The following is a 24,545-nucleotide window of genomic DNA, read 5'->3' on the forward strand; positions in this document are numbered from 1 at the left end:
GTCCGAATTCTTCCTCGGTGCCGATCCGGGCCGAGGCGGCGAGCAGGTCCCGTCTGCCCGTCCAAGTAGGGTGATGCCGCCTTTTTCGCCTTCTCTCGCTGAAATTGGCTGTTCATTACGTGTAACGGTCATGTTCTTGACAGGGGTCAAGTCCCCGTTATTGCATTCGTTGACTGTGCGTCGTCGTGCGTTCACGCGCCCACCAGGGGTGGCCCTCGCACATTTCTGTGGGGGTGGGTGTGGTTATCAAATCCGGCATGTCTGGAATTCCTGTTGCGGTGGGCTTCGCGGTGGATCTTCCGGCCATCGCTGCTGGAGCGAGTGCCACGGGGCGGCCCCCCGTGTTCGCCGCGGCCTCCCGCGCGGGCACCGCCATCCCGGACCGTGACGGATACGGCCGAGCCGACACCGTTGTCACCGGACCACCGGACCACCGGACCACCGGCAACCGTGAACGGTCTCGAACGGGCGAGGCCGGCCCATGTGCTCCCCGGCGAGGGCGGGGGCGTGGGGGAACTCCCGAAGACCGCGCCCGGGGCGGGTGTGGCTCCTGAGGCCGGCGGCCGGTCCGGGGAACCGCCCCGGACGGCCAGGTGCCGGCCCGTCGGCCGGACCTGTAGCTCCGACGCCCTCCCGGCCGTCGGCATCTCCGATAAGGGCGCCGTGTTCGCCGCGGCCGGGTGACCGGCGGCAGATCCCGCCACCCCCATCGAACGACCAGACAGAAGAGAGCGGACCACGACCGTGAACAGACGTGATGACCGGGCAAGACGCCGCAGACCAGGCGTCGCGGTCACCCTGGCGGCCCTGCTCGCCACCGGCCTGGGCCTCGTCGCCCCGTCAGGAGCCCTCCCCCAGGCGGCAGCGGCCCCCGCCGACGACGGTGCCACGGCAGGGACCCGTGCCGCGCAGGAGGCCGCGGCCGGCCAGGGCACTCCTGTTGAGATACCCGGCCTGCGTGACGAGCGCAGCACCACGGTGGCCAACCCGGACGGCACCTTCACCACCACCACCGCCGTGCAGCCCGTCCGGACCCTCAAGGACGGGAAGTGGACGGACATCGACGCCACACTCGTCCGCCAGAAGGACGGGGCGTACGCGCCGAAGGCGGTACCGGCGGCCATGTCCTTCTCCGGCGGGGGCACGAACACGTTCGCCACCATCGGCCGGGACGGCCGTACGCTGTCCCTGGACTGGCCCGGTGAGCTGCCCGAACCCGCCGTCGAAGGCCCGACCGCGACCTACCCGGAGGTGCTCCCGGGGGTCGACCTCCAGGTCACCGCGAGCGCCGAGGGCTTCTCGCACCTGATCGTCGTCAAGGACGCGGAGGCCGCCGAGAACCCGGAACTGGCCGAACTCAGCCTGCCCGTCCACGCGTCCGCGGTCGAACTCCGGACATCCGAGGACGGCGGCCTGACCGCGACGGACTCCGCGGGCGGCACGGTCTTCGAGGCCCCCGCCCCGCTGATGTGGGACAGCGCCCAGGGCGAAGACACCGGACCGGCCGTCGCGAGGATGCAGGCGCCCACCACGGCCGCCCCCGCCGCCGGCAGCCCGCAGGAGACACCCCCGGACGGCACGCAGATCGCCGACGTGGCCCTCGACGTCACCGCGGACACCCTGACCCTGACGCCGGACCGGGAACTGCTCACCGGTGACGACACGGTCTACCCGGTCTACATCGACCCCGTGGTCAAGACGGCGAACCGCAGCGGCTGGACCATGGTTTCCTCGTACCACTCGTCGGCCGAGTTCTGGAAGTTCGGCGACGACGAAGGAGTCGGCCGCTGCCCGGCCGACGTCTCCTACCGCTGTGCGAGTTCCTCGGACACCAAGCGGCAGTTCTTCGCCATCCCGACGGCGCAGTTCGAGGGCAAGGACATCATCTCGGCCGAGTTCGGCGTGACGATGGTCCACACCTACAGCTCCTCCGCCAAGGAGGTCCAGCTCGGCAGGGTCAACTCCTCCGGGGCGAGCGCGATCAGCTCCGCCACCAACTGGGGGAACCAGCCCTCCCTGAAGGAGACCATCGGCAGCAAGTCGCCGACGAACCCCGCGGGCTCCTGCACCTCGACGAACCAGAACGTACGGTTCGACATCAAGAGCACGGTCCAGAAGGCCGCGGACAGCGGCTGGGACACCACGACGTTCCGGCTGCGCGCCGGTGACGAGGGCGACTACTCGTACTGGAAGCGGTTCTGCGGCAACGCCCAGCTGGAGGTCAAGTACAACCGGCCCCCGCTCGCCCCCGCGATGAGCGCTCTGACCATGTCACCGGGCGGCTCGTGCGAGTACGGGAACGCGGACGGCCACTACGTCTCCTCGGCCCCCGTGCTCAACGCCACCATCCGGGACTACGACCACAACGACATCGCCGGTTACGCGGAGAGCCTGAAGGCCCGGTTCCACATCTTCTGGACCAAGGACGGGAAGCTGGTCGAGCACTACGCCACCACCGGCGCCCGGACCACGACCGGCACCGGCCAGACCGGGTCCGCGTCGTTCAAGTACAAGGTGGGGTCCGACCTCAGCACCGACTCGTACGCCGGTTTCACCCTCCCGTCGAACACCACGATCGGCTGGGACGTCCAGGGCCACGACGGCACGGCCTGGGGCCCGTGGAGTTCCGCGGGCACCGCCACACGCTGCGAGTTCATCTACGACGCGTCGACTCCCGCCGCACCGGTGATCACCTCCGCGCAGTACCCGGACGACGACGCCTGGCACGCCGGTGTCGGTGACTACGGGAGCTTCACTCTGGACTCGCCCTCCGCCGATGTGGCCCGCTACCAGTACCGGTTCACCGGCGGGGCCTGGACGACGGTGAACACGGCGGCCCCCGGCGGCCCCGCGACGGTGAAGTTCATGCCGACGTCCGAAGGGCCGTGGAACCTGGAGGCCAAGGCGGTCGACGCGGCGGGCAACGCGCAGAAGACGGTGATGGGGTACCAGTTCCTCGTCTCCGACGGCCGGGCCCCCGTGGGAGGGTGGACCCTCGGTGACGTCGCGGGCTCCGGCTCCGCGGCCGGCACCGGCTCCTCGCCGGCCGCGGAACCCGGCACCGGGGTCGGCTTCGGTGCCGCCCCCGGCCCCCTCGGCGACGCCGACACCTTCGCCCGGCTGGACGGGACCGGGAACGCCTACCTGGACACGGGCAGGCACATGGTCAACACCACGGCCGGCTTCTCGGTCAGCGCCTGGGTGTCCCTCCCCGAGGTCCCTACCGAGGACCGGACCGTGGTCAGCCAGGACGGCACCGGTCTGCCCGGCTTCGACCTGGGGTACGACGCGGGCACCCGCCGCTGGGCCTTCCGCGCCCCGTTCAACGACCTGGAGTCCCTCGGCGACTGGCAGGTCACCGGCGGCAAGGTGGTGCCGGGCGCCTGGACCCACCTCGTGGGCTCCTACGACGGGGTCACGGGCGAGATGAAGCTGTATGTCGACGGCATCGCCGTCACCACGACCGTGAAGCGGCTGACGCCCTGGAACGCCATGGGCTCCCTCCAGATCGGCCGCAGGCTGGCCCTCGACGGGTACACCGCCCACTTCAAGGGCGGCATCGCCGACGTCCAGGTCTACGACCGTGTGGTCACCGCGCCGGAAAGCGCGGACCTGGGCGGCATCGTGGCACGGCAGCTCGCCTACTGGGACGTCGACAGCGCCCCCGGAGGCACGGCACCGGAGGCGGCGGGCGGCACAGGGCTGACGCTCGGCGGCGGCGCGGCCATCTACACACCGGCACCGGGCTGCGACCCGGAGGCCGACCCGGAGTGTGTCGAGACCGCCCCCGAGGACCCCGTATGGGGTGACGGGCATCTCATGCTCAACGGCACCGACGCCTATGCGGCACGGGCGGCCGGACTGCTCTCCCCGCAGGACAGCTTCTCGCTGACCATCCGCGCCCGGCTCTCCTCGGCGTCGCCGGCGAAGGACCAGACGGTCCTGTCCCTGACCGGAGCGAAGGGCAGTGCGCTCACGGTCGGCTACTCGGCCGCCGACAGCCGGTGGATCCTCACCGCCACCGATACGGACTCGGACACCCCGGTGACCACGACCGCGAAGGCTACCGGCTTCCTGCCCAGCACAGGACTCACGGGCGATCATTTCGCCCTGGTCTACTCGGCCGTCTTCGGCGACGTGGTGCTCTACGTCAACGGAGTGGAGAGCGCGCGGGTGCCCTGGGACAACACCTGGGACTTCACGGCCACCGCTCTCCAGGTGGGCAGGACCCTGACGGGTACGACGCCCTCCGCCTTCCTCTCCGGCGCCGTCGACGAGGTGCGCCTGTTCCAGGGAGCGCTGGACGCCAGCCTCGTGAACCTGGTCAGGGGCCTCGCGGACGACACCAGCATCGAAGCCACCCTGACCTGATCCCCGGCCCCGCCTCCGGACCGGACGGCACACGTCCGGTCCGGAGGCGGGGCCATCGACCCTTCCCACGTCTGACGACGGAGTTCCGCATGCGCGCATCCCCCTTCCGAAGATCCCGAATCCGCCTGTCGGCCCGACGCGTACGCAACGGCGTACTGGGCGTGTCCATAGCGCTGGCCGTCGGCCTGCTGCCCCAGTACGCGCCGGAAGCGGCCGCGGACGACGGGATCACCCGGCCGCACTCCGACAGCGGACTCGACGACCCGGTCTCCGGGCACAACGGCACCGCGAAGAAGTACACCGGTACCGACGAAGCCGCCCGTGCCGAGGTCACCGAGGCAGCCGACGTACGCTGGCCGAAGGCCGCCTCCGACGAGGTCGCGGTCGCCGCGAAGGGCTCCAGGGGCGCCCAGGCCGAAGGACTTCCGCTGAAGGTCGTGGCCACCGGCCGCACCAGCCCCAGCGCCGTCCGGCTGGCGGTCCTGGACCGTGACGCCTCCGAAGCCGCGGGCGTCGACGGCCCGTTGATGACCGTGTCCCGCAGCGACGAGGGCACGAAGAGCGGACCGGTCGGCGTCACCCTCGACTACGGCGGCTTCGCCGAGGCGTACGGCGGGGGCTACGGCTCCCGGCTGCGGCTGGTGACCTATCCGCAGTGTGTGCTCACCACTCCCGAGCGGCCGGAGTGCACGGTGGCGACCCCGCTCGCCACCAGCAACGACGAGTCCCGCACCACGCTCACCGCCAAGGTCCCGGCCGCACCCGAGGCGACCGTGGCCGACGGCACCGCCCGGGCCGCCTCGGCCCCGGTGACCGTGCTCGCCGCCACCGCCGGGACGTCCGGCGGCCAGGGCGACTACGGTGCCACGCCCCTGAAGGCGTCGTCGGAGTGGAGCGTCTCCAACTCCTCCGGCGTCTTCAACTGGTCCTACCCCATCAGCGCCCCGCCGGTGCCCGGCGGGCTGGGCCCGCAGGTCGCGCTGGCCTACAACTCCCAGTCCGTGGACGGCCAGACGGGGGCCACGAACAACCAGGGGTCCTGGATCGGCGAGGGCTTCGGCTACGAGCCCGGATTCATCGAACGCCGGTACAAGCCCTGCAGCGACGACGGCCACGACGACACCAACGGCGACCAGTGCTGGGGCTACGACAACGCCACGATCTCCCTGGCCGGCGGCACCACGGGCCAGCTGATCAAGGACGACACCACCGGTGAGTGGCACGTCAGCTCCGACGACTTCTCCAAGATCGAGAAGCTTGCCGGCGCCACCAACGGTGACGACAACGGCGAGTACTGGAAGGTGACGTCGGCCGACGGCACCCAGTACTACTTCGGCCGGAACCGGCTGCCCGGTTTCGCGACCGGCAACGAGACCACCAACTCCGCCTGGACCGTGCCCGTCTACGGGGACGACAGCGGCGAGCCCTGCTACAAGGCCGCCCTCGCGGACGCCTACTGCGACCAGGCGTGGCGCTGGAACCTGGACCACGTCGTCGACCCGCACGGCAACACCATGTCGTACTTCTACGGCACGGAGACCAACTACTACACCCAGGGCCTCAAGACCGGGGAGAACGGCAAGCCGTACATCCGCGGGGGCTACCTCAAGCGCATCGACTACGGTCAGCGCGAGGGCAAGGAGTACTCCACCAAGCCGTCCGCCCGGGTGCTCTTCACCCTCGCCGAGCGCTGCGTGGGAGACCTCACCGACTGCTCCGCGGCGGCCCTGAAGGACGACACGGCGGCGGACTGGCCGGACGTCCCCTGGGACCGCAACTGCAAGGCCGGGGCCAAGTGCCCGGGGCAGAACTCACCCACCTTCTGGACGCGCAAGAAGCTCACCGAGATCACCACGCAGATCCGCAACGGTGACACCACCTACGAGAACGTCGACCGCTGGAAGCTCGGCCACACCTTCACGGACAACGGCGACGGCTCCAAGTCGCTCTGGCTGAACACCATCGACCACGACGGTCTGGTCGGCACCGATGTGTCGGTTCCGTCCGTGCGGCTCTACGGCACGCAGCTGGCCAACCGCATCGACGTACCGGGCGACAACGTCCAGCCCTTCCACCGCTTCCGCCTGCACGGCGTGGAGAGCGAGTCGGGCAGCGTCCTGTCCGTCACGTACTCGTCCCCGCAGTGCACCCCCTCGACCCTGCCCGAACCCGGCAGCTCGACGGTGCGGTGCTACCCGGTCAAGTGGAACCCGCCGGGGGTCGAGGACCCCGTCACCGACTGGTTCAACAAGTACGTGGTCACCTCGGTGACCGAGTCCGACCTGGTCACCGGCAGCCCCGACCAGACCACCACCTACACCTACCTCGGTGACGCGGGCTGGCGGAAAGCGCGGCCCGACGGCCTCTCCAAGACCGACTACCTGACGTGGAGCGACTGGCGCGGCTACGGCAAGGTCCGGGTGGAGTCCTCGGACGGCAGTGTCAGCCCCTCCAACACCAGGTCCGAGCACACCTTCTTCCGCGGCCTGCACGGGGACACCGATCCGGACGGAGGGACCCGCTCGGTCAGTGTGACCGCCTCCGACGGGAAGACCTACGAGGACTCCGACTGGAAGTCCGGCACCGAACTGGAGACGACGACCTACAACGGGGACAAGATCGTCTCCAAGTCGGTCAACGTGCCGTGGACCAAGGTCACCGCCACCCGCGTCAAGGACTGGGGCACCTCCACCGCCCGTTTCGTGCGGCCCGGCCGCTCCGACACCTATGTGGCGCTCGACGGCGGAGCCTGGCGGCAGACCGCCGGCACCACCTCGTACGACGACAAGGGCCGCGCCGTCCAGGTCGCGGACTACGGTGAAGTCGACGTCGCCGACAACCAGTGCACCCGCACCGAGTACGCCGACAACCCCGGCAAGCACCTCTACAGCTACGTCTCCCGCGTGGAGACCGTCGCGGTCGACTGCGGCACCACCCCCGACCGCTCCAAGCACGTCGTCTCCGACGAGCTGACGTTCTACGACGGCACCACCACGCTCGGCGCCGCCCCCACCAAGGGTGAGCCGACCCTGCTGAAGCGGCTGGCCTCGCACAACGGCACGACCGCCACCTACCAGGAGGTCTCCACCGCCACCTTCGACGCCTACGGCCGCCCGCTGGTGGCGACCGATGCGGCGAAGACACCCGTCACCAACGTCTACAAGGACAACGCGTACGGCCTGGCGGTCTCCAAGACCGTGACCAACGCGCTCGGCTGGGCGGCCACCACCGAGTACGCCCCCCAGTGGGGAGCGGTGACCGCGCACACCGACGAGAACGGGAAGCGCACGGACCTCGCCCACGACGGGCTCGGCCGTACCGTGTCCGTCTGGCTTCCGGACCGCGCCAAGGCGGACCACACCCCCTCCATCACCTACGAGTACGGGATCCGCACCAACGGCCCCAACTACCTCCGTACGCGGAAGATCCAGGCGGACGGGGGCTCCTACAGCGACGAGTACACGCTGTACGACGGCCTCCTCAGGCCCCGGCAGATCCAGACCAAGGGCGAGAAGGGCGGACGTCTGGTCGCCGACACCTACTACGACGGCTCCGGACGCGTCGTCACCACCAACGACACCTACTACACCTCAGGCGCCCCCTCGTCCACGCTGTTCGTCCCGCTGAACGAGGACATCGACGCCCAGACGGTGACCGAGTTCGACGGCGCGGGCCGCACCACCGCGGCGATCCTGAAGGTCGCCGGGGTGGAGAAGTCCCGTACCACCTACAGCTACGGCGGCGACCGCGTCCACGTGGACCCGCCGAACGGCCAGACGCCCACCACGACGATCACGGACGCCAGGGACCGCACCGTCGAGCTGCGCCAGTACACGGGCGACAAGCCGCTCGTGCCGGGCACGGCCAACGACTACGTGTCCACCACGTACACGTACACACCGGCCGGGCAGCTGGGCAAGCTCACCGACGACAAGAACAACGTCTGGTCCTACACCTACGACCAGCGCGGCCGTAAGACGGGGTCGGTGGACCCGGACACCGGATCCACCGGCTACACCTACGACGACCTGGACCGCCTGGTCTCGACCACGGACGCCCGCAAGAACACGCATTCCACGGTCTACGACCAGCTGGGCCGGCCTCTGGAGACCTGGCAGGGGGCCCCGGTCACCGGGACCAAGCTGTCCGTCTCCAAGTACGACACCGTGGCGAAGGGCGAGCTGTACGGCACGTACACCTACAAGAACGGCGCCGTCCTGTCGTCGGTCACCTACCCGAAGCTCAGCGACGACCTCGAACCGGCCACGACGAAGTACTACCTCTCCAAGACCGCCGAGCCCGAACTGGGCGGCACCTACCAGTTCGACACCGAGTACAACGCCGACGGCACCGTCGGCACGCAGACCTTCCCCGGCGGAGGCGGCCTCTCCGCGGAGACGGTCTCCTACGACTACGACGACCTGCGGCGTCCGGTCGGCATGAGGACGTCACTCGGCGGAATGCGCTACGTCAGCGACGTCGGCTACTCGGCGACGAACCAGCTGACCGGCCTGGAGCTGACCACCGGCGGGACCGGCGCCAAGAAGGTCTGGCTGAACTACACCTACGAACAGGGCACCAACCGGCTCATCAACTCCAAGGTCGGGGTGGAGGGCGCCAGCTCCTTCATCTACGACGCCCACTACGCCTACGACGCGGGCGGCAACGTCCGGTCCGTCGTGGACGCACCGGCCGCCGGCACCACCGACACGCAGTGCTTCCGCTACGACGGCCTGCGCCGGATGACCGACGCGTGGACCTCGAAGGCCGCCCCGAGCAAGGCGGTCGGCACCGGCGCCACGGACACTGCCTGCGCCTCCGCGCCGTCCGCCACGACCGTCGGCGGCACGGCACCGTACTGGTCCACCTACGCCTTCGACACCCTCGGCAACCGGACCTCCACGACCAGCCACGGCACCGGCGGCTCCGCCACCTCCACCACGGCCTACACCTACGGGGAGAACGGCGAGGGCCCGCACCAGCTCACCAGCACCGTCGAGAACACCGCGGCCACGTCGACGACGCCCGCGGTCAAGTCGACCGACACCTACACCTACGACGACACGGGCAACACCGAGAACCGGGTGATCGGAGGGGACACCCAGAAATTCACCTGGGACAGCCGGGGCGAACTGACCAAGGTCACCAACGCGGACGGCACCACCACGGACTACGTCTACGACGCGGCCGGCAGCCGGCTGCTGAGCAAGACGGCGTCGGAGGCCACGTTCTACCTGCCCGGCATGGAACTCCACCTCACCAGGTCCACCGGTGAGGTCAAGGGGGCGCGCTACTACAGCCTGGCCGGCCAGACCCTGGCGGTCCGCGACACCGGCGGCGTCACCTTCCTCGCCTCGGACCACCACAGCACGGCCCAGATCACCGTGGACGCGGCGACAGGCGCCACCCAGCGCCGCCGGATGGACCCGTTCGGCCTGGCCCGCGGGCAGTCCCCGACGGACTGGGTGGACGACAAGGGCTTCGTCGGCGGCACCGTGCAGAAGTCCACCGGACTCACCACGCTCGGGGCACGCGAGTACGACCCGGGCACAGGCCGGTTCATCTCCGCCGACCCGCTCATCGACCACAGCGACCCGCAGCAGATCAACGGGTACGCGTACAGCCTGAACAACCCGGTCACCTTCTCGGACCCCGACGGCCTGATGCCCGACGACTGCATGTTGGTCGGCATCAGCTGCACCAAGAAGAGCAACAGCTGGGACATCAAGGCGACTCCGACCTACTACACGTACTACAGCGTCCAGGCACCCACGGAGACCCCGGCCCAGTACAAGGCCCGTGAGGCGCAGAACTCGGCGAACATCGCCAAGCAGCGGACCATCGCCGCCGCCAAGGAACTCGCCCAGATCGTCGCCAAGGAACTCGGCATCACCGATGCCCTGGACTGCTTCACCACCGGCGCTCTGGGAGCCTGCGGGGCGACGGCCGTCAACGTCGCGTCCAGCCTCGTCGGCGGTCTGCTCGGCAAGATGTTCAGCAAGTACCTCTTCAAGTGGAAGAAGGCCGAGGAACTTCTCACCCGCTTGACGGAGCTGGGCGACGAGCTCATGAGCAGGGTCAAGGACTGGTACAGCAAGACGAAGCTGGCCCAGCGCTATGGAGGCTCGTGCAAGGTACCGAACAGCTTCACATCCGGCACACGTGTCCTGATGGCCGACGGCACCACCAGACCGATCGAGGACGTCGACATCGGTGACGAGGTCCTGGCCACCGATCCGGAAACAGGAAAGACCGTGGCCCGCAAGGTCACGGCCGAGATCACGGGCAACGGCCTGAAGCACCTCGTCAAGGTCACCATCGACACCGACGGTGACAAGGGCGACAAGACCGCCTCGGTCACCGCGACCGACGGACACCCGTTCTGGGTCGAGGAGCTCGGTGACTGGATCGACGCCACCGATCTCAAGGCCGGCGAATGGCTCCGCACGAGCGCCAAGACGTACGTCCAGGTCTCTGCGGTCGACCGCTGGACGGCGGCGGGCGAGACGGTTCACAACCTGACTGTCAGTGACCTGCACACGTATTATGTTGTAACAGAGGGCATAAGCGTCCTGGTTCACAACATGGGGCGAAAGCCCGGGCAGCGGCCGAACTATGATGCGGAAGGCCCTCACACCACGTTTGTGCGCCATGGGGAGACGGGGCAAATCAAGAAATACGCGGAGTGGGCGCCGCAATCGAATCCCCGTAATCCGGCGCCATTCGAACTCGTGAAGAGATTCGACCTGGAGGGCCCCTTCCATACGAACGCGGACGGTACGAAAGTGGAAACCCCGCATATTAACTCTCCTAATGGAGGTGATGCGCGTGTGCTCGAAGACTGGGAGAAGCCCCTCGGGTGTCCCTGACAAGGATCGAGGGATTCAATTCATTCAGTCCTGGTACGCATCGAATTGCAATGGGGAATGGGAACATGAATTCGGTGTTCGCATGGCCACATCAGACAACCCCGGATGGCATATCGAAATCGATGTGACTGAAACCGATTTGGAGGGTGTTCATGTGGCGCGTGAAAAACATGAACTCCTGGAAGGGAGGTGGATGATCGCATGGAGCGATGGAGTGGTCTTCCAATTGGCCTGCGATCCGCTTTCCCTTTGTTGTGTGGATGTATTCTTCGAGGAAGTAGCTGGTAAGGCTGCTGCCTGTGCGGGGGATACCCTCGCGTAGTCTCGATCTTTCGTGACGGCCCGTCGGTTCTCGGCGGGCCGTTTCGGCAGTTTGGGTTGGTGATGGGCACGCGGGCGACCCGACTGCCGCGTTAGGCGGGCGCCGGGTTCCCTGACTTCGACGGGGTGCTGCTCGCGGTACTGTCGGCGGTCGCTGCAGATCTGACTGCGCCTGTGGCGCTGTGTCGGAGGCATTCCGGGCACCGCCGCCGTGGACCGTGTACACGGAGCCTCTTCCAACCTCACGCTGACGCGTGGTGAAGGACAAGAACGGCCTGGACGATCGCGGTGATGAGGTTGGTGCTGCAGCGGAGCTTCCACAGAAGGCGCCAGCCCTTCAGAGTGGCCATGGCCTGCTCGCTGAGACAGCGGATCTTGGCGTGCGTGCTGTTGAGCCGACGCTGCCACCGCTTGAGGCGACGGCCTCGGGACGGGACGCGGACAGGGTGGCCGGCTCCCTGGTACGCCTTGTCCGCCCAGCACTTCAGCTCGGCCGTGGCGAGTGCGTCGATGATCCCGTGGGTCCGTGCGGCGGTCAGGTCGTGAGCAGACCCGGGCAGGGCGGGGGAGGTCCACAGCAGCCGGCTGAACGGATCGGTGAGGACCTGAACGTTCATGCCGTGGCGCTTGTGTTTCCCGGGGTGGTCCGGGGTGTCGGCGGCGATCCGGTCGATCGGCAGGAGGGTGCCGTCCAGGATCACGAACGCCTTGGTCCGGATGGGTTTTCATCGCCTCGGTCAGGGTCGGGGCGAGGGTGGTCAGGAGGTCGATGACCTCACATATGTAGCGAGAGACGGTCGCGATGCCGATGCGGAACCCGGCGGCGAGCCGGGCACAGGTGTCGCCGCATCGCAGGCGGGCCAAGGCGAGCAGGGCCTGTCGGGCCGTGGGCGGACACCGCCGGCGCGTCCCGGCCTCCCGCCTCCGGGCCTGCAGTCGAGCACTCAGGTAGCGCAGGGTGCGGCTGGACAGATCAATCGACGACGGGCAGACAAGCACGCGAAGCTCCTGGTGGGGCACGGCGAATCTTGGCCGTGACACCTCCTGCCAAGAGCTTCATCGCGCTGCAGAGCCGCCCAAGTGACCTACACCGCCGTCAGGTTGGAAACAGCTCAAGGACGATTTTTCCGTCCGCTACATCAACCGGGAAGAGAACCAGGAAGCAGGCCGTCCTCTGGGCGCCTGGTACCACAGTGACCGGATCCTCGACTGGGAAGCCTTCACCGTCACCATCGGCGACTGACACTCCAGCAGTGATACTCCGGTAAACCACCGCAGGGCCGTCCCCATTCGGGGCGGCCCTGCGGTCCCTTCGGCGCGGCTCAGGCGGGGGCGGTCCGCCAGATCTGAACCAGACAGAACTGATCCTCCCCACCCAGAGCGGCCTCATGACCGACGGGCGTGGCCAACACGTCGGAACAACCCTGCAGGGGAGAGGCGAAAGGACCCGCGTCCGGGTTGAACACCCACTGCCACCGCATCCGGTACGTGCCCGGCGACGGCAACACCAGCGGAATCTCCCTTAGCCCGCCGTCGACGGTCTGCAAACCAAGGTCGCCCTCAGGAAGGTCCACCTCGACCTCCTCGCGCCCCGCCCACTGACCGGGCGGCAGCGTCGGTGCCATGGTCCACGACTCCAGACGTATCACCGTCGTGCCCACCTCCGACGGCACCTGCAGATACACCAGTCCCGGCCCCGGAAGCAGCCACTTCGATTTGTCCGCATCATCATCGAATGTTTCAGCCCCCATGGTCGTGTCGACCAGCCCGAACAGTCGATAGCTCGCCGACACCGTCGTATCGCATGAATCCAGCAACCTACCCATCAAGCACCTCGCAAGTCGAGGGAAACACCGCTCAATGGCAGTGCCGCCACCGACTGTAAACGCAAGGAAGGCGCCTTGTTCTTATTGATCAGAAACGCTTTGGGTTTATGCTCGTTGATGGTGTGTGAGCGATCTGGTGGGGATGCGCGGGCCTGGCCGTCGGACGCGCAGGAGGCCGTGCGGTTGCTGGCGGTGTCCGCGCTGGTAGGGGGTCGGGACCGGGCAGAGGTTGCCTCTCTGTTCAAGGTGTCGGCCAGGGCCGTGGACAACTGGTGGGTGAAGTGGCAGGTCGGCGGCCGGGATGCACTGCTCTCCCGCCCGCGAGGCCGTCGCGTGGGTGAGCATCAAGTCCTGTCGGAGGCCGAGCAGGCAGCCGTCCGGCAGGCGGTCCTCGATCACCTACCCTTTGACCTGGGGCTTTCGGGTCAACTGTGGACACGGGGGCAGATAGGCGCGCTGATCTTCAAGGTGTACCGGGCCGCTTCACCGAGCCCGGGTGGGCAAGTACCTCAAGCGTTGGGGGTTGACCTTCCAGCGTCCGGACAAGCGGGCGGTCGAGCAGGACCCGGAAGTCGCGTCGGCCTTCTCCCGTACGCCCGGGACCTCAGTGTGCGCCGACAGCGAACTACGCGGACTGGCGGTCGGGGAGGGAACCGGCCGCGGGGCCGCGTACTCACCGTGCCGTGGTGAAGTCCCCGCCCACCGAAGTCTGTTCACCGGCCGCGCGGGCCCGGACCGTGTAGTCGTCCCGGCCCGTCACCCGGTCGCCCTCGGCGTGGTTGTACTGCCCCGCGAAGGTGTGCGTCCCGGCCGGCACGCCGCGGCCCGGCTTCAGCGTCCACCGGTACACCAGGAAGCCGCCCTCCTCCTCGGCCGTCGCCGTGAAGTCGGAGTCCGGCAGCGAACGCCACGCGCCCGTGCTGTTCACCCCGCCGTTCAGCGCGATCCGCAGCTCCACCGTGAGCGCGGACAGCGGCTGCGAGGCCCTGAGCGTCAGGGTGCTCTGCGCCCAGTACCGGTTGGTGTTCGGATCCACCGTGCCCTTCGACCAGAGCGGCCCCGCCTCCGTGGGCAGCGCACCGCCGCGCACCGGTTCCCCTGACGCCGGGTCCTTGGGAGCGGCCGGGGAACCGGAGACCGCCGGGGCCCCGGAAGCCGTCGGCGTCCCGGAATCCGTGGCTCCGGTGCCCGGCGTCTCCGGAGACGCCGGCCCGGCCGCCTGCTGCCCGCCCTCCCGCTGCCCGGCCCCCGTCTGGGCCACCGCGAACGCCCCCGCCGCCAGCACCCCGCAGACCGCCACCGTCGCCCCCGCGACCCGCAGCCACGGCATCGGCGCACGCGGCGGCCGGGCCGGGCGCTCCGGCGCCTCCCCGGCCATGCCCCGTTCGATCCGGGCCAGCATCCGTGCCCGGTCGGGGTGGTGCCCGGCGGCGGCCGAACGCAGCCGCTGCCGCAGATCCTCGTCGTTCACTGTCTTCCTCCGGTGCGCTGTGCCGCGACGGCCACCTGTACCCGGGCAGCCGGTGCTTCGGGTCCCAGCAGCCGTTGCAGCTCCGCCATACCGCGCGAGGTCTGGCTCTTCACCGTACCGACCGAGATCCCCAGGACCAGAGAGGTGTCCCGCTCCGAGAGGTCGAACGCGTGCCGCAGCACCACGCACGCCCGTTTGCGGAACGGCAGGCACCGCAGGGCCCCCTGGACGTCCACCACCGCCGACACGTCCGGATCCTCCACCGCGTAACCGTCGCCGGCGCCGCGCGGAGCCCAGAACAACGCGATCCTGCGCCGCTCCCGCACCGCGCTGCGGATGCGCGTACGGGCCAGGTTGGCCACCACCCCCCGCGCGTACGCCAGCGGGTGGTCGGCGTCGCGTACCCGGTCCCAGCGGTGCCAGAGAGCCAGCAGCGCGTCCGCCGCCAGATCGTCCGCCGCGTCCGCCTCACCGGTCAGCAGATGGGCCAGCCGGGCGAGTTCGGCGTAATGCGCCTCGAAGAAGGCGTGGAACTCGGCGGCAGCGGCATCGTCCACGACTGTGCCCACGGGTACCTCTTCTCTGCACGGGATCCCTGCGCGCCCGAACGGGCCGGTCATGTCGCTGTGTACGTTCCCACGCGCGCCCACGGGGTCGAGAGATTACCAATGTGCCCCCGGGGACGCTTCGGCACGGTTACGTATCCCAGTAAGGCGTAACACGGGGAAAACCTGAAGCCCCCAGGGCAGGTGAACCGTGCGGCCGCCGCCGGACCGCCCGTCAATCCGCTCGCCTCCCGCGCCACTCGGGACGATCATGCGGGGATGACCCCATCCCGTACGCCTCAGCACGTTCGCCCTGCGCCAGGTCCCGGCCCCCGACTACTGGGCGCAGGTACGCCCCTGGGTGGACGGCGGGGACCTGCTGGCCGGGCTGCACCCCGGCGGACTTTCGAGCTTCAGCCACCGGGACTTCCTCGGTCCCGCGCGGGACCGGCCGTTCGCGGCCACCGGCCGGCCGCGCAGGATCGAGCTGTCGGACAACGACTGCGTCCCCGCCTGCTGCGGAGGGGTCTTCGTCACCGTCCGGCGCCAGGACGACCGTGTGGTCTGGTCGTCCTGGGAGAACACCCACGACTCCCGCGCGCCGCTCCCCGGCGCCCTCCACTTCGACGCGGCCCGCTACGACGGGGAACTGGCCCGTGCCGCGGCGGACCACACCTGGGAACGGACGGTGGACACCACGGCCCGCCTGCTGCTGCGCGCGATCGAGGACAGCGGCTGGTCCGAGCGGTGGGGCTGCGTCCTGGAGGGCGTGGCCCCCGTCCAGTACGACCCCCTCGACAGTGCCGGGCCCCCGACGGTCGAGGTGGACTTCCGGCTCCCCGGCGGGGGGCGGGGCTCCTACGAACTCCCGGTCGCCCCGCACATATCCGTCGAGGAGCAGGTACGCGCGTTCACCGAGCGGGTCATGGCCGGCGACCCCCACGAGGCCGCCTGCTGACCGGACGCCGCCCCGGGGCCGCCTGCTGACCGGACGCCCCCCGGGGGCGTGGTGCCCGTCCCCCGGGCGGTGTCCGGCCCGGCGAGGTCCTTGCGCGGGGAGGGCTCCTCCGCCCCCGCCGTAGCGTCACCTCCCCAGCGCCGCCGCCATCATCTTCTGCGCGACCGGTGCCGCCAGCCCGTTGCCGCTGACCTCCGAGCGGGCCGCGCCGGAGTCCTCCACGACCACCGCCACCGCGACCTGCTTCCCGGTCGCGTCGTCCTTCGCGTACGAGGTGAACCAGGCGTACGGGGTGTTGCCGTTGTCCACGCCGTTCTGCGCGGTGCCCGTCTTGCCGCCGACCTCGGCGCCGTCGATCCGGGCGTTGGTGCCGGTGCCCTCCTGGACGACCGTGACCATCGCGCTGCGCAGCTGCTCGGCGGTGGACGGTGACACCACCCGCTCGGTGTCGCCGTCCTCGTAGGTCCGCAGGGCCGCGCCGCCGGAGCCGGTGACCTCGGAGACCATGTGCGGGGCCGCCAGCTCGCCGCCGTTGGCCAGGGCCGCGGAGACCATCGCCATCTGCATCGGCGTCGCCGTCACCTCGAACTGCCCGATGCCGGTCAGCGCGGTCTGCGCGTCGTCCATACCGGTGGGGTAGACGCTGGTCGCCGCGCGCACCGGCACGTCCAGCTTCCCGGTGTCGAAGCCGAAGGCGTCCGCGGTCTCCTTCACCTTCTCCTGGCCGAGGTCGGCCGCCGCCTTCGCGAAGACGTTGTTGCAGGAGTACTTCAGCGCGGTGCGCAGGGTGGCGTCCTCGCAGGGGGCCGAGGCGTTCTCGTTGGTCAGTACCGTCCGGGTGCCCGGCAGGGTGTAGGGGGCGGGGCTCTCCGTCGGCTCGTCGACCGAACCGTACAGCCCGTTCTCCAGGGCCGCCGCCGCGACCACCAGCTTGAACGTCGAACCGGGCGGGAGCGGCTGCCGCAGGGCCCGGTTGAGGAGCGGTTTGTCCTCGTCGTCCAGCAGCGCCTGCCAGGCGTCGCCGTCCGTCGTCCCGCTGACGGTGGACGGGTCGTACGACGGGGTGGAGACCATGCCCAGGATCCGCCCCGTCTCCGGGTCCATGGCGACCGCGGCGCCCCGGTCGTCGCCGAGCGCCTCGAAGGCGGCCTTCTGCACCTTCGGGTCGATGGTCGTCACGACCGACCCGGGGTCCGGCCGCTTCCCGGTGAGCAGGTCCGCGGGGCTGCCGAGCCGGGTGTCGGTCCCGTCCAGTACCTCGCCGTAGATGCCCTCCAGCTGGGTCGCCCCGTACGCCTGCGAGCTGTAGCCCGTGACCGACGCGTACAGCTCCCCGTCGGTGTAGGTGCGCTTGTAGCGCAGGTCGTCGTCCTGTGTCTCCTTCGAACCGGTGACCGGGGAACCGGCCACGATGATGTCGCCCAGCGGGTGCGCGTACCGCGCGATGGTGTTCCGCCGGTTGTGTTCGTCGTCCGCGAGCGCCCGGGCCTCGTACGCCTGCACCCAGGTCGCCCGCACCAGCAGGGCGAGGACCATCAGCAGACAGAAGACCGAGGCGCGCCTTATCGTCTTGTTCATCCCGGGAAGGGACGAACGGGGCCGCGGCGGACGTTCCCGTTCGTGGCGCTTCTCACCGGTTTCTCACCTGGGCGTCCCAGGACCTCCCCGGGGTCACCGGGTCTTCACCGGGCGTCCCCGGACCCCGCGGCGCGTTCCCCGGGGCTCCGGATCCTCCCGGCGCGTCCCGCTCCGGGCCGGTCCTCCCGGCGCGCCCCCTCAGCCGTCCAGCCGGAACAGCAGCTCGTCCGTCTCCTCGCCCCGGGCCTCGGCGTACCCGCGGTCCGTGCCCGTCACGGTGAAGCCGCACCGGGTCAGCACCCGTACCGAGCCGGTGTTGTCGGCCGCCGCGCGGGCGTACAGGGGGCGCTCCGGTACGAGCTCCAGCAGGGCCCGGAGCGCGGCGGTCGCCAGGCCCCCGCCCCAGTGCGCGCGGTCGATCCAGTACGTGACCTGCCGCTCGGCCGGCGAGCCGTACACACCGGCGTTGCCCACCACCCGCCCGTCGTGGAGCACCGTGCGCATGACGATCGTGTCCGAGGCGCGGATGCGCTGCCAGTGGGCGTCGAACATCGCCCGGTCCGAGGGGTCGGCGCTGGTGAAGGCGGCGACCCGGACCGCCTCGGGATCGCTCATGAAGGCGAAGAACAGGGGCAGGTCGCCGTCCCGCACCTCACGCAGGGTGACTGACGGCCGTTCCGGTTCCCCGGGGACGGGGGAGGGGCACACGGTTCAGAGCCTCCGGGTCGCCAGGGTGAGCCGGTCGCGGGCGTCGAGCAGGGCGTCCTTCACCGTCTGCTCGTGGGCGGGCGTGAGCCGGGCGACCGGGACCGAGCAGCTGATCGCGTCACGCGCCGGGGTGCGGTAGGGGATGGCGACACCGAAGCAGCGCAGCCCCAGCGTGTTCTCCTCGCGGTCCACCGCGTACCCCTGCTCACGGACCAGGCGCAGCTCCTCGATGAGCTTCTCGCGGTCGGTGATGGTGTGCTCGGTCAGCGCGGGCAGCGTCTCGGGCAGCATCTTGCGGACCTGCTCGTCGCTGTGGGTCGCCAGCAGCGCCTTGCCGAGCGAGGTGGAGTGCGCGGGCAGCCGGCGGCCGACTCGGGTGAAGGGGCGCAGGTAGTGCTGGGACTGCCGGGTGGCCAGGTAGACCACGTTCGTCCCGTCCAGGCGGGCCAGGTGGATGGTCTCCGTGGTGTCGTCGGAGAGCCGGTCCAGGGCGGGGCGGGCCGCGGCGACCACCTCGTCACCGTCGATGTAGGAGGTGCCGACCAGCAGGGCCCGCACCCCGATCCCGTACCGGGTGCCCGTCGCGTCGGTCTCCACCCAGCCGAGCTCCACCAGGGTGCGCAGCAGCATGTAGAGGCTGGACTTGGGATAGCCGACCGCCTCCTGCACGGCCGCCAGCGAGTGCATGCCGGGACGCCCGGCGAAGTACTCCAGGAGCTCCACCGTCCGTACCGCTGACTTGACCTGTGTCCCACCGGCCTCGGCAACCGCCATCGCCCTGTGCCCCTTCCGCCTCTTCTTGTACGACCTTGCTGGTACAGCAGTGCTGTACGGCCTGCGCAACGCTGCGACTTCTTGCCAACACGGAACGCCCGGAAATAGAGTCCCTGTGTATTCACGTTCAGGAACGCTGTTCAGAATACCGAACACTTCCTGATTGTGTGGCAGTGGAGCGGAAGGAAACACGGTGGCAGCAGCACCAGTCTGGAGTGTCGACCCCCGAACCGGGAACCCGCGCGAGCAGGTTGCGGTGGAGGCCACAGCGCAGGAGGTCGACCGCGTGGTCAGGGCCGCGCACGCGGTGCGCGACGCGCTGGCCGACCGCACCGTGCGCGCCGCGTTCCTGCGCACCGCGGCCGATCTCCTCACCGGCGCGAAGGAGCACGTGGTCGAGGCCGCCGACGCGGAGACCGCCCTCGGCCCGACCCGTCTGACCGGCGAACTCGCGCGCACGGCAGCCCAGTTGCGGGCCTTCGCGGAGGTCGTCGAAGAGGGCGCCTACCTCGACATCCACATCGACCACGAGGACGGCAGCCGGACCCCGCCGTGGCCTGACCTGCGCCGCGTCAAGGTCCCGCTCGGTGTCGTCGCGGTCTACGCCGCCAGCAACTTCCCGCTCGCCTTCTCCGTCCCCGGCGGCGACACCACCAGCGCGCTGGCCGCGGGCTGCCCGGTCGTCGTCAAGGCGCACCCCGACCACCCGGCCACCTCGGAGCTCTGCGCCTCGCTCCTGCGCAGGGCCGCCGCCCAGCAGGGGCTGCCCGAGGACGTGGTGACCGTGATCCACGGCTTCGAGGCCGGGGTCGAACTGGTCAGGCACCCGCTGGTCTCCGCCGTCGGGTTCACCGGTTCCGTCCGCGGCGGACGGGCCCTCTTCGACGCGGCGGCGGCCCGCCCCGTCCCGATCCCCTTCCACGGCGAGCTCGGCTCCCTCAACCCCGTCGTCGTCACCGAGGCCGCCGCCGCCGAGCGCGCGGAGCAGATCGGCGAGGGCCTCGGCGGCTCCATGACGATGGGCTCCGGCCAGTTCTGCACCAAGCCGGGCTTCGTCCTCGCCCCGTCCGGTGAGGCGGGCGACCGGCTGGTGAAGTCCCTGACCGGGACCGTCAGCGGCACCGGCGCCGGGGTCATGCTCGACCACCGGATGCGGGACGCCTTCGTCGCCGGGGTCGCCGAACGCGCCGGACTCCCGGACGTGGAGAGCCCGGTCACCCCGGGCGCGGGCGGCGAACACACCGTCGCCGCCGGCTTCCTCACCGTCCCCGCCCGGCGGCTCGCCGAGGAAGGCCCGCACGACACGCTCCTGGAGGAGTGCTTCGGACCGGTCACGGTGATCGCCCGCTACGACTCCGAGGACGAGGTCACCGCCGTCCTCTCCCGCCTCCCCGGCAACCTCACCGCCACCCTCCAGACCGCCGTCGACGGGGACGACGCGAGCGCCGCGTCCCTCCTGCCGGCGCTCGTCCCGCTGGCCGGACGCGTCCTGGTCAACGGCTGGCCCACCGGCGTCGCGGTCGCCCCCGCCCAGCACCACGGCGGCCCCTACCCGGCCACCACCTCCACCTCCACCTCCGTCGGAGCCACCGCCATCGAGCGCTGGCTGCGCCCGGTCAGCTACCAGTCGGTCCCCGACGCCCTGCTGCCGCCGGAACTCCGCGAGGACAACCCGCTCGGCCTGCCGCGCCGGGTCGACGGGCGGCGCGCATGAGCACCGGACCGCACGGACTCCCCTTCCCGCTGGAGGCGTTCGGCCCCGACGGCCGGTGGGAGCACACCGACGGGGTACTGACCGGCCGGGCCGGCGCCCGGCAGGACCGTTTCGTCCCGCCGGGCGGCGACAGCCTGGAGTCCGTCTCCGACGCACCCAGGCTGCTGGGCGCCGCACCGGAGGGCGACTTCCGGCTCAGCGCCCGCGTGACGGTGGACTTCGCCGCGGCCTTCGACGCGGGGGTCCTCTACCTCCACGCCGGGGACCAGGAGTGGGCCAAGCTCTGCATGGAGCTCTCCCCTGAACTGCCCACCATCTGCTCGGTCATCACCCGAGGCCACTCCGACGACGCCAACTCCTCGGTGGTGGACGGCAACAGCGTCTGGCTGCGGCTCAGCCGCACCGGCGACGCCTACGCCTTCCACGCCTCGGACGACGGCGAGAAGTGGACCTTCGTCCGCACCTTCGCCCTCGGCGCCCCGGAGCGGAAGGCCGACGTCCGGATCGGCTTCCTCGTCCAGTCACCGACGGGCGAGGGCTGCCGGGCGGCCTTCGACCACATCGCCCTCCTGCCCGGGGGCCTCGCCGACCTGCGCGACGGCAGCTGACACCACCCCGCGCGCTCCCGCGGCCCCCCCTTGCCCTTCCCGTAACCGCGGAAGGGCACGGGGGCGCGCCTCAGGGCCGTACGCCCGGCCGGGGGCGCCTCAGGGCCGTACGGCCGATGGGAGCGCGCCTCAGGCCGTACGCCCGGCGGGGACGTGCCTCAGGGCCGTACGCCCGGCGGGGACGTGCCTCAGGGCCGTACGCCCGGCCCGTCCACCACACCCCAGGCTTCGCGTACCTCGGTCATCTCGAAACCGGTGTCGGGAACGGCGGCCTCCGGGGGCACACCCGGCGGCTCCGGCACCACAGACTCACCCCCGCCCACCGGGATACGCACACCGACGGGGGAGGCGTGGGCGGTCTCGCCCAGATAGGCGTACGTCCCCGCGTCGAAGAAGATCTCCTCCCTGCCCCGGCCCCCCGGGGACGAGGAGCCGGCGCCCTCCCTGACGACGGCGATGGCCGCACGCCCCAACGGATCGGTGACGCCCTTCTCCACCCGTACCCCCGGGATCTCCGAGAGCGCCCGGAACAGACCCGCCTGGACGTTCGGCGGGATCAGGACGGAACGGTAGAGGACGTGGACCTCCCGCCAGTCACGCTCCGCCCGGCTCTCCCCCTCGATGTCGCCGATGGCGTGCTCCTCGCGGATCCGCTCCATCATGCGGTCCGGATCGCTCGGCAGCGTGGCCAGGAAACGGTAGAACTGCCGCTGCGACCGGTCGTCGTACCCCTCCTCCTTCCGCTTCTCCTCCTGGTCCGGCCCGTACCAGACCTGGAGTTCGTCCGGATCGAAGCCCGAGATGTCCCCGGACGGAGGGACACCGGGCAGCCGCGCCGCCCCCGTGCCGTCCCAGCGGGTCCACTCCTCCGAGGTCTGCGGCTCGCCCTGGCCCGTCAGCGTGGTCTTCTCGTACACCCACTGCTCGGGTTCCGGTTCGGTGGCCGTGCGCTTCTCCACCGTGGCCGCCGCCAGTTCCAGGGTGTCGGCCGAGGCCCGGGCGGACAGCACCCGGCGCCCGTCGGCGGGACCGGCGGCCGGGCCGTCGCCGGGCAGCGTCACCACCACCCCGCCGGCCAGCGCGAACACCCCGGCCACCGCGGCCCCGAGCAGCACCGCCCGGCGCCCCGGCAGCGCGGCGCGTACGTTGCGGGCGGGCGGCACGACGGGGTGCCGGACTCCCCGCTCCTCCCGTCGGCACGCCTCCAGGAGCCGGGCGCGCTGCTCCGCCAGCCGCTCGTCGCCGGGGCCGGGGGCGTCCGCCCGCAGGGCGCGTGTCTCGGACAGCTCGTTCATACGGCTTCTCCCTTGCCGGTCAGACGCGGTTCGAGCGGGTCGCCGAAGGGGCTGTACGCGCCGGCGGCGGTACGCAGCTTCCTGCGGGCCCGGTTGAGCCGGGAACGGACGGTGCCCACCGGGATGCCGAGGGCCTCGGCGATCTCCTGGTAGGTGAAGTCCGCCCAGGCGAACAGCAGCAGCACGTCCCGGTCCCCCTCGGACAGCGCGGCCAGAGCCCTGGCCAGCGGTCGGGAGGCGGCCTGGGCGGCGACCCGGTCGTCCGCGGAGTCGGTCCAGCTCGCCGCCACCGGGTCGTGGCCGGTACGGGCCAGCAGCTTCAGCGCCCTGACCTCCTCGCGCCGGTGCCGGCTGATCAGCTTCGCCGCGATGCCGTACAGCCAGGGCCGGACACCGGCGCGCCCGCTGTCGTAACCGGCCCGGATCCGGAAGGCGGTGAGGAAGGTCTCCGCGGTGACGTCGTCGGCCGCGTCACGGCCGAGCCTTCGTGCGACGTACCGGTGGATGGCGGGCGCGTACCGGTCGAAGAGCTCCGCGAAGCGCTCCGGTTCACCCAGCGACGCCGCGACCAGCGCGGCGTCTCCCGGGTCGGTGCCGACGCCGGAGGCACCGGCCCCTGGGGAAGGGCGGCCCAGCGATTCAGTCATGGGGGTCCGTCGGTCGGAGGAAGTGGACAGCGTTCACCTGTACTTGCCGTCCGGCCGCGAACGGGTTCACGCGGTGGACCCGCCGACGGGGTCCACCGGACGGATCCACCCGGACCGGCGGCGGACCGGGGCGGCGGACCTATGCTGCGGTCATGGACATCGTGATCCCGCTCTTCGACGACTTCGAACCGCTCGACGCGATCGGCCCGTACGAGATCCTCGCGTACGTGCCCGGCGCCACCGTCCGGTTCGTCACGGACGAACCCGGCCCGGTACGGGACACGTTGGGCTCCCTGCCGGTACACGTCCCGGTCCGCTACTCCGAGGTGGAGCACTGCGACGTACTGCTGGTCCCGGGCGGGGGCAGCTTCCGGACCATGGCGGACGACCCCGCCTTCCTCGACTGGGTACGCCGGATCCACACCGGCACCCGCTTCACCACCTCGGTCTGCACCGGCTCCCTGGTGCTCGGCGCGGCCGGCCTGCTGGACGGCCTGACCGCCACCACCCACTGGGAGGCCGCCGCCCAGCTGGAGGCGTACGGCGCCTCCTACACACCCGAGCGGGTGGTCCGGCACGACCGGGTGATCACCTCGGCCGGGGTCTCCTCCGGTATCGACATGGCCATCCGGCTGGCCGCCCTGCTCACCGACGAGGTGACCGCCCAGGCGATCCAGCTCTACACCGAGTACGACCCCCAGCCCCCCTTCGACACCGGCTCGGTCACCAAGGCCCCGGCCGAGGTACTGGAACGGGCCCGCACCCTGGGGCGCTGAGCCGCTGAGCCGCTGAGCCGCCGGGCCGGTGCCCCGCCCGGCCCGGCGGCGGCCCCGGGGAATCAGTCACTCCCCCCGTGCGTT

15 protein-coding genes and 2 pseudogenes are annotated in these 24,545 nt (G+C 70.6%); 8 read left to right on the forward strand and 9 right to left on the reverse strand.

Annotation, left to right across the window (positions count from 1 at the left end; genetic code table 11):
• Nucleotides 1-744 precede the first annotated feature (744 nt).
• The 3 genes from CP967_RS26775 to CP967_RS26785 all read left to right on the forward strand — a co-directional run bounded on the left by CP967_RS26775 (nt 745) and on the right by CP967_RS26785 (nt 11,562).
• Nucleotides 745-4,371 (forward strand): laminin G domain-containing protein, encoded by a 3,627-nt coding sequence (locus CP967_RS26775; RefSeq protein WP_150490428.1) that lies wholly within the window; start codon nt 745-747, stop codon nt 4,369-4,371.
• An 89-nt stretch (nt 4,372-4,460) separates the two neighbouring features.
• Nucleotides 4,461-11,240: a polymorphic toxin-type HINT domain-containing protein gene (locus tag CP967_RS26780; protein WP_150490429.1), complete on the forward strand. Its 6,780-nt coding sequence runs from the start codon at nt 4,461-4,463 to the stop codon at nt 11,238-11,240.
• Nucleotides 11,194-11,562, forward strand: a complete 369-nt coding sequence (locus tag CP967_RS26785; protein ID WP_150492071.1) for an Imm53 family immunity protein — start codon at nt 11,194-11,196, stop codon at nt 11,560-11,562. Before CP967_RS26780 ends, CP967_RS26785 begins: the two co-directional genes overlap by 47 nt.
• Before the next feature lie 241 nt (nt 11,563-11,803).
• On the opposite strand, the pseudogene CP967_RS26790 reads toward CP967_RS26785, so the two are convergent.
• Nucleotides 11,804-12,560, reverse strand: a pseudogene (locus tag CP967_RS26790) (transposase family protein).
• A 323-nt stretch (nt 12,561-12,883) separates the two neighbouring features.
• On the reverse strand, nt 12,884-13,387 hold the full coding sequence (locus tag CP967_RS26800; RefSeq protein WP_150490430.1) for a hypothetical protein: 504 nt from the start codon (nt 13,385-13,387) through the stop codon (nt 12,884-12,886).
• A 117-nt stretch (nt 13,388-13,504) separates the two neighbouring features.
• On the opposite strand from CP967_RS26800, the pseudogene CP967_RS34850 reads away from it, so the two are divergent.
• Nucleotides 13,505-13,660, forward strand: a pseudogene (locus tag CP967_RS34850) (hypothetical protein); the annotation flags it as partial.
• Between the two features lie 400 nt (nt 13,661-14,060).
• Here CP967_RS34850 and CP967_RS26815 read toward each other — a convergent pair.
• Together CP967_RS26815 and CP967_RS26820 are read right to left on the reverse strand one after the other, a co-directional pair.
• Nucleotides 14,061-14,858: a hypothetical protein gene (locus tag CP967_RS26815; RefSeq protein ID WP_150490431.1), complete on the reverse strand. Its 798-nt coding sequence runs from the start codon at nt 14,856-14,858 to the stop codon at nt 14,061-14,063.
• On the reverse strand, nt 14,855-15,427 hold the full coding sequence (locus CP967_RS26820; protein ID WP_150490432.1) for a SigE family RNA polymerase sigma factor: 573 nt from the start codon (nt 15,425-15,427) through the stop codon (nt 14,855-14,857). The genes CP967_RS26815 and CP967_RS26820 overlap by 4 nt, the downstream gene beginning before the upstream one ends.
• Before the next feature lie 337 nt (nt 15,428-15,764).
• Between CP967_RS26820 and CP967_RS26825 the strand changes: the two genes are divergently transcribed.
• Nucleotides 15,765-16,361 carry a hypothetical protein gene (locus CP967_RS26825; RefSeq protein ID WP_150490433.1) on the forward strand — a complete coding sequence of 199 codons (597 nt, stop codon included), beginning with the start codon at nt 15,765-15,767 and terminating at the stop codon, nt 16,359-16,361.
• Between the two features lie 126 nt (nt 16,362-16,487).
• Here the strand turns inward: CP967_RS26825 and CP967_RS26830 are convergent, their stop codons facing one another.
• The 3 genes from CP967_RS26830 to CP967_RS26840 form a co-directional block, all read right to left on the reverse strand.
• Nucleotides 16,488-17,939 carry a peptidoglycan D,D-transpeptidase FtsI family protein gene (locus CP967_RS26830; protein WP_150490434.1) on the reverse strand — a complete coding sequence of 484 codons (1,452 nt, stop codon included), beginning with the start codon at nt 17,937-17,939 and terminating at the stop codon, nt 16,488-16,490.
• 198 nt (nt 17,940-18,137) lie between these two features.
• Nucleotides 18,138-18,647 (reverse strand): GNAT family N-acetyltransferase, encoded by a 510-nt coding sequence (locus CP967_RS26835; protein WP_150490435.1) that lies wholly within the window; start codon nt 18,645-18,647, stop codon nt 18,138-18,140.
• Between the two features lie 3 nt (nt 18,648-18,650).
• A complete protein-coding gene (locus tag CP967_RS26840; protein ID WP_150490436.1) occupies nt 18,651-19,421 on the reverse strand; it encodes an IclR family transcriptional regulator in 771 nt (256 codons plus the stop codon).
• A gap of 193 nt (nt 19,422-19,614) precedes the next feature.
• Between CP967_RS26840 and CP967_RS26845 the strand changes: the two genes are divergently transcribed.
• Nucleotides 19,615-21,135 carry an aldehyde dehydrogenase (NADP(+)) gene (locus CP967_RS26845; protein WP_150490437.1) on the forward strand — a complete coding sequence of 507 codons (1,521 nt, stop codon included), beginning with the start codon at nt 19,615-19,617 and terminating at the stop codon, nt 21,133-21,135.
• Nucleotides 21,132-21,743 carry a DUF1349 domain-containing protein gene (locus tag CP967_RS26850; protein WP_150490438.1) on the forward strand — a complete coding sequence of 204 codons (612 nt, stop codon included), beginning with the start codon at nt 21,132-21,134 and terminating at the stop codon, nt 21,741-21,743. Before CP967_RS26845 ends, CP967_RS26850 begins: the two co-directional genes overlap by 4 nt.
• Before the next feature lie 188 nt (nt 21,744-21,931).
• On the opposite strand, the gene CP967_RS26855 is transcribed toward CP967_RS26850, so the two are convergent.
• A complete protein-coding gene (locus CP967_RS26855; RefSeq protein WP_150490439.1) occupies nt 21,932-23,038 on the reverse strand; it encodes a CU044_5270 family protein in 1,107 nt (368 codons plus the stop codon).
• Nucleotides 23,035-23,685 (reverse strand): RNA polymerase sigma factor, encoded by a 651-nt coding sequence (locus CP967_RS26860; protein ID WP_150490440.1) that lies wholly within the window; start codon nt 23,683-23,685, stop codon nt 23,035-23,037. Before CP967_RS26860 ends, CP967_RS26855 begins: the two co-directional genes overlap by 4 nt.
• Nucleotides 23,686-23,837: 152 nt before the next feature.
• On the opposite strand from CP967_RS26860, the gene CP967_RS26865 reads away from it, so the two are divergent.
• Nucleotides 23,838-24,461, forward strand: a complete 624-nt coding sequence (locus CP967_RS26865) for a DJ-1/PfpI family protein (protein WP_150490441.1) — start codon at nt 23,838-23,840, stop codon at nt 24,459-24,461.
• Nucleotides 24,462-24,545 lie beyond the last annotated feature (84 nt).

Origin of the sequence: Streptomyces nitrosporeus (genome assembly GCF_008704555.1) — a bacterium.
Classification (GTDB): domain Bacteria; phylum Actinomycetota; class Actinomycetes; order Streptomycetales; family Streptomycetaceae; genus Streptomyces; species Streptomyces nitrosporeus.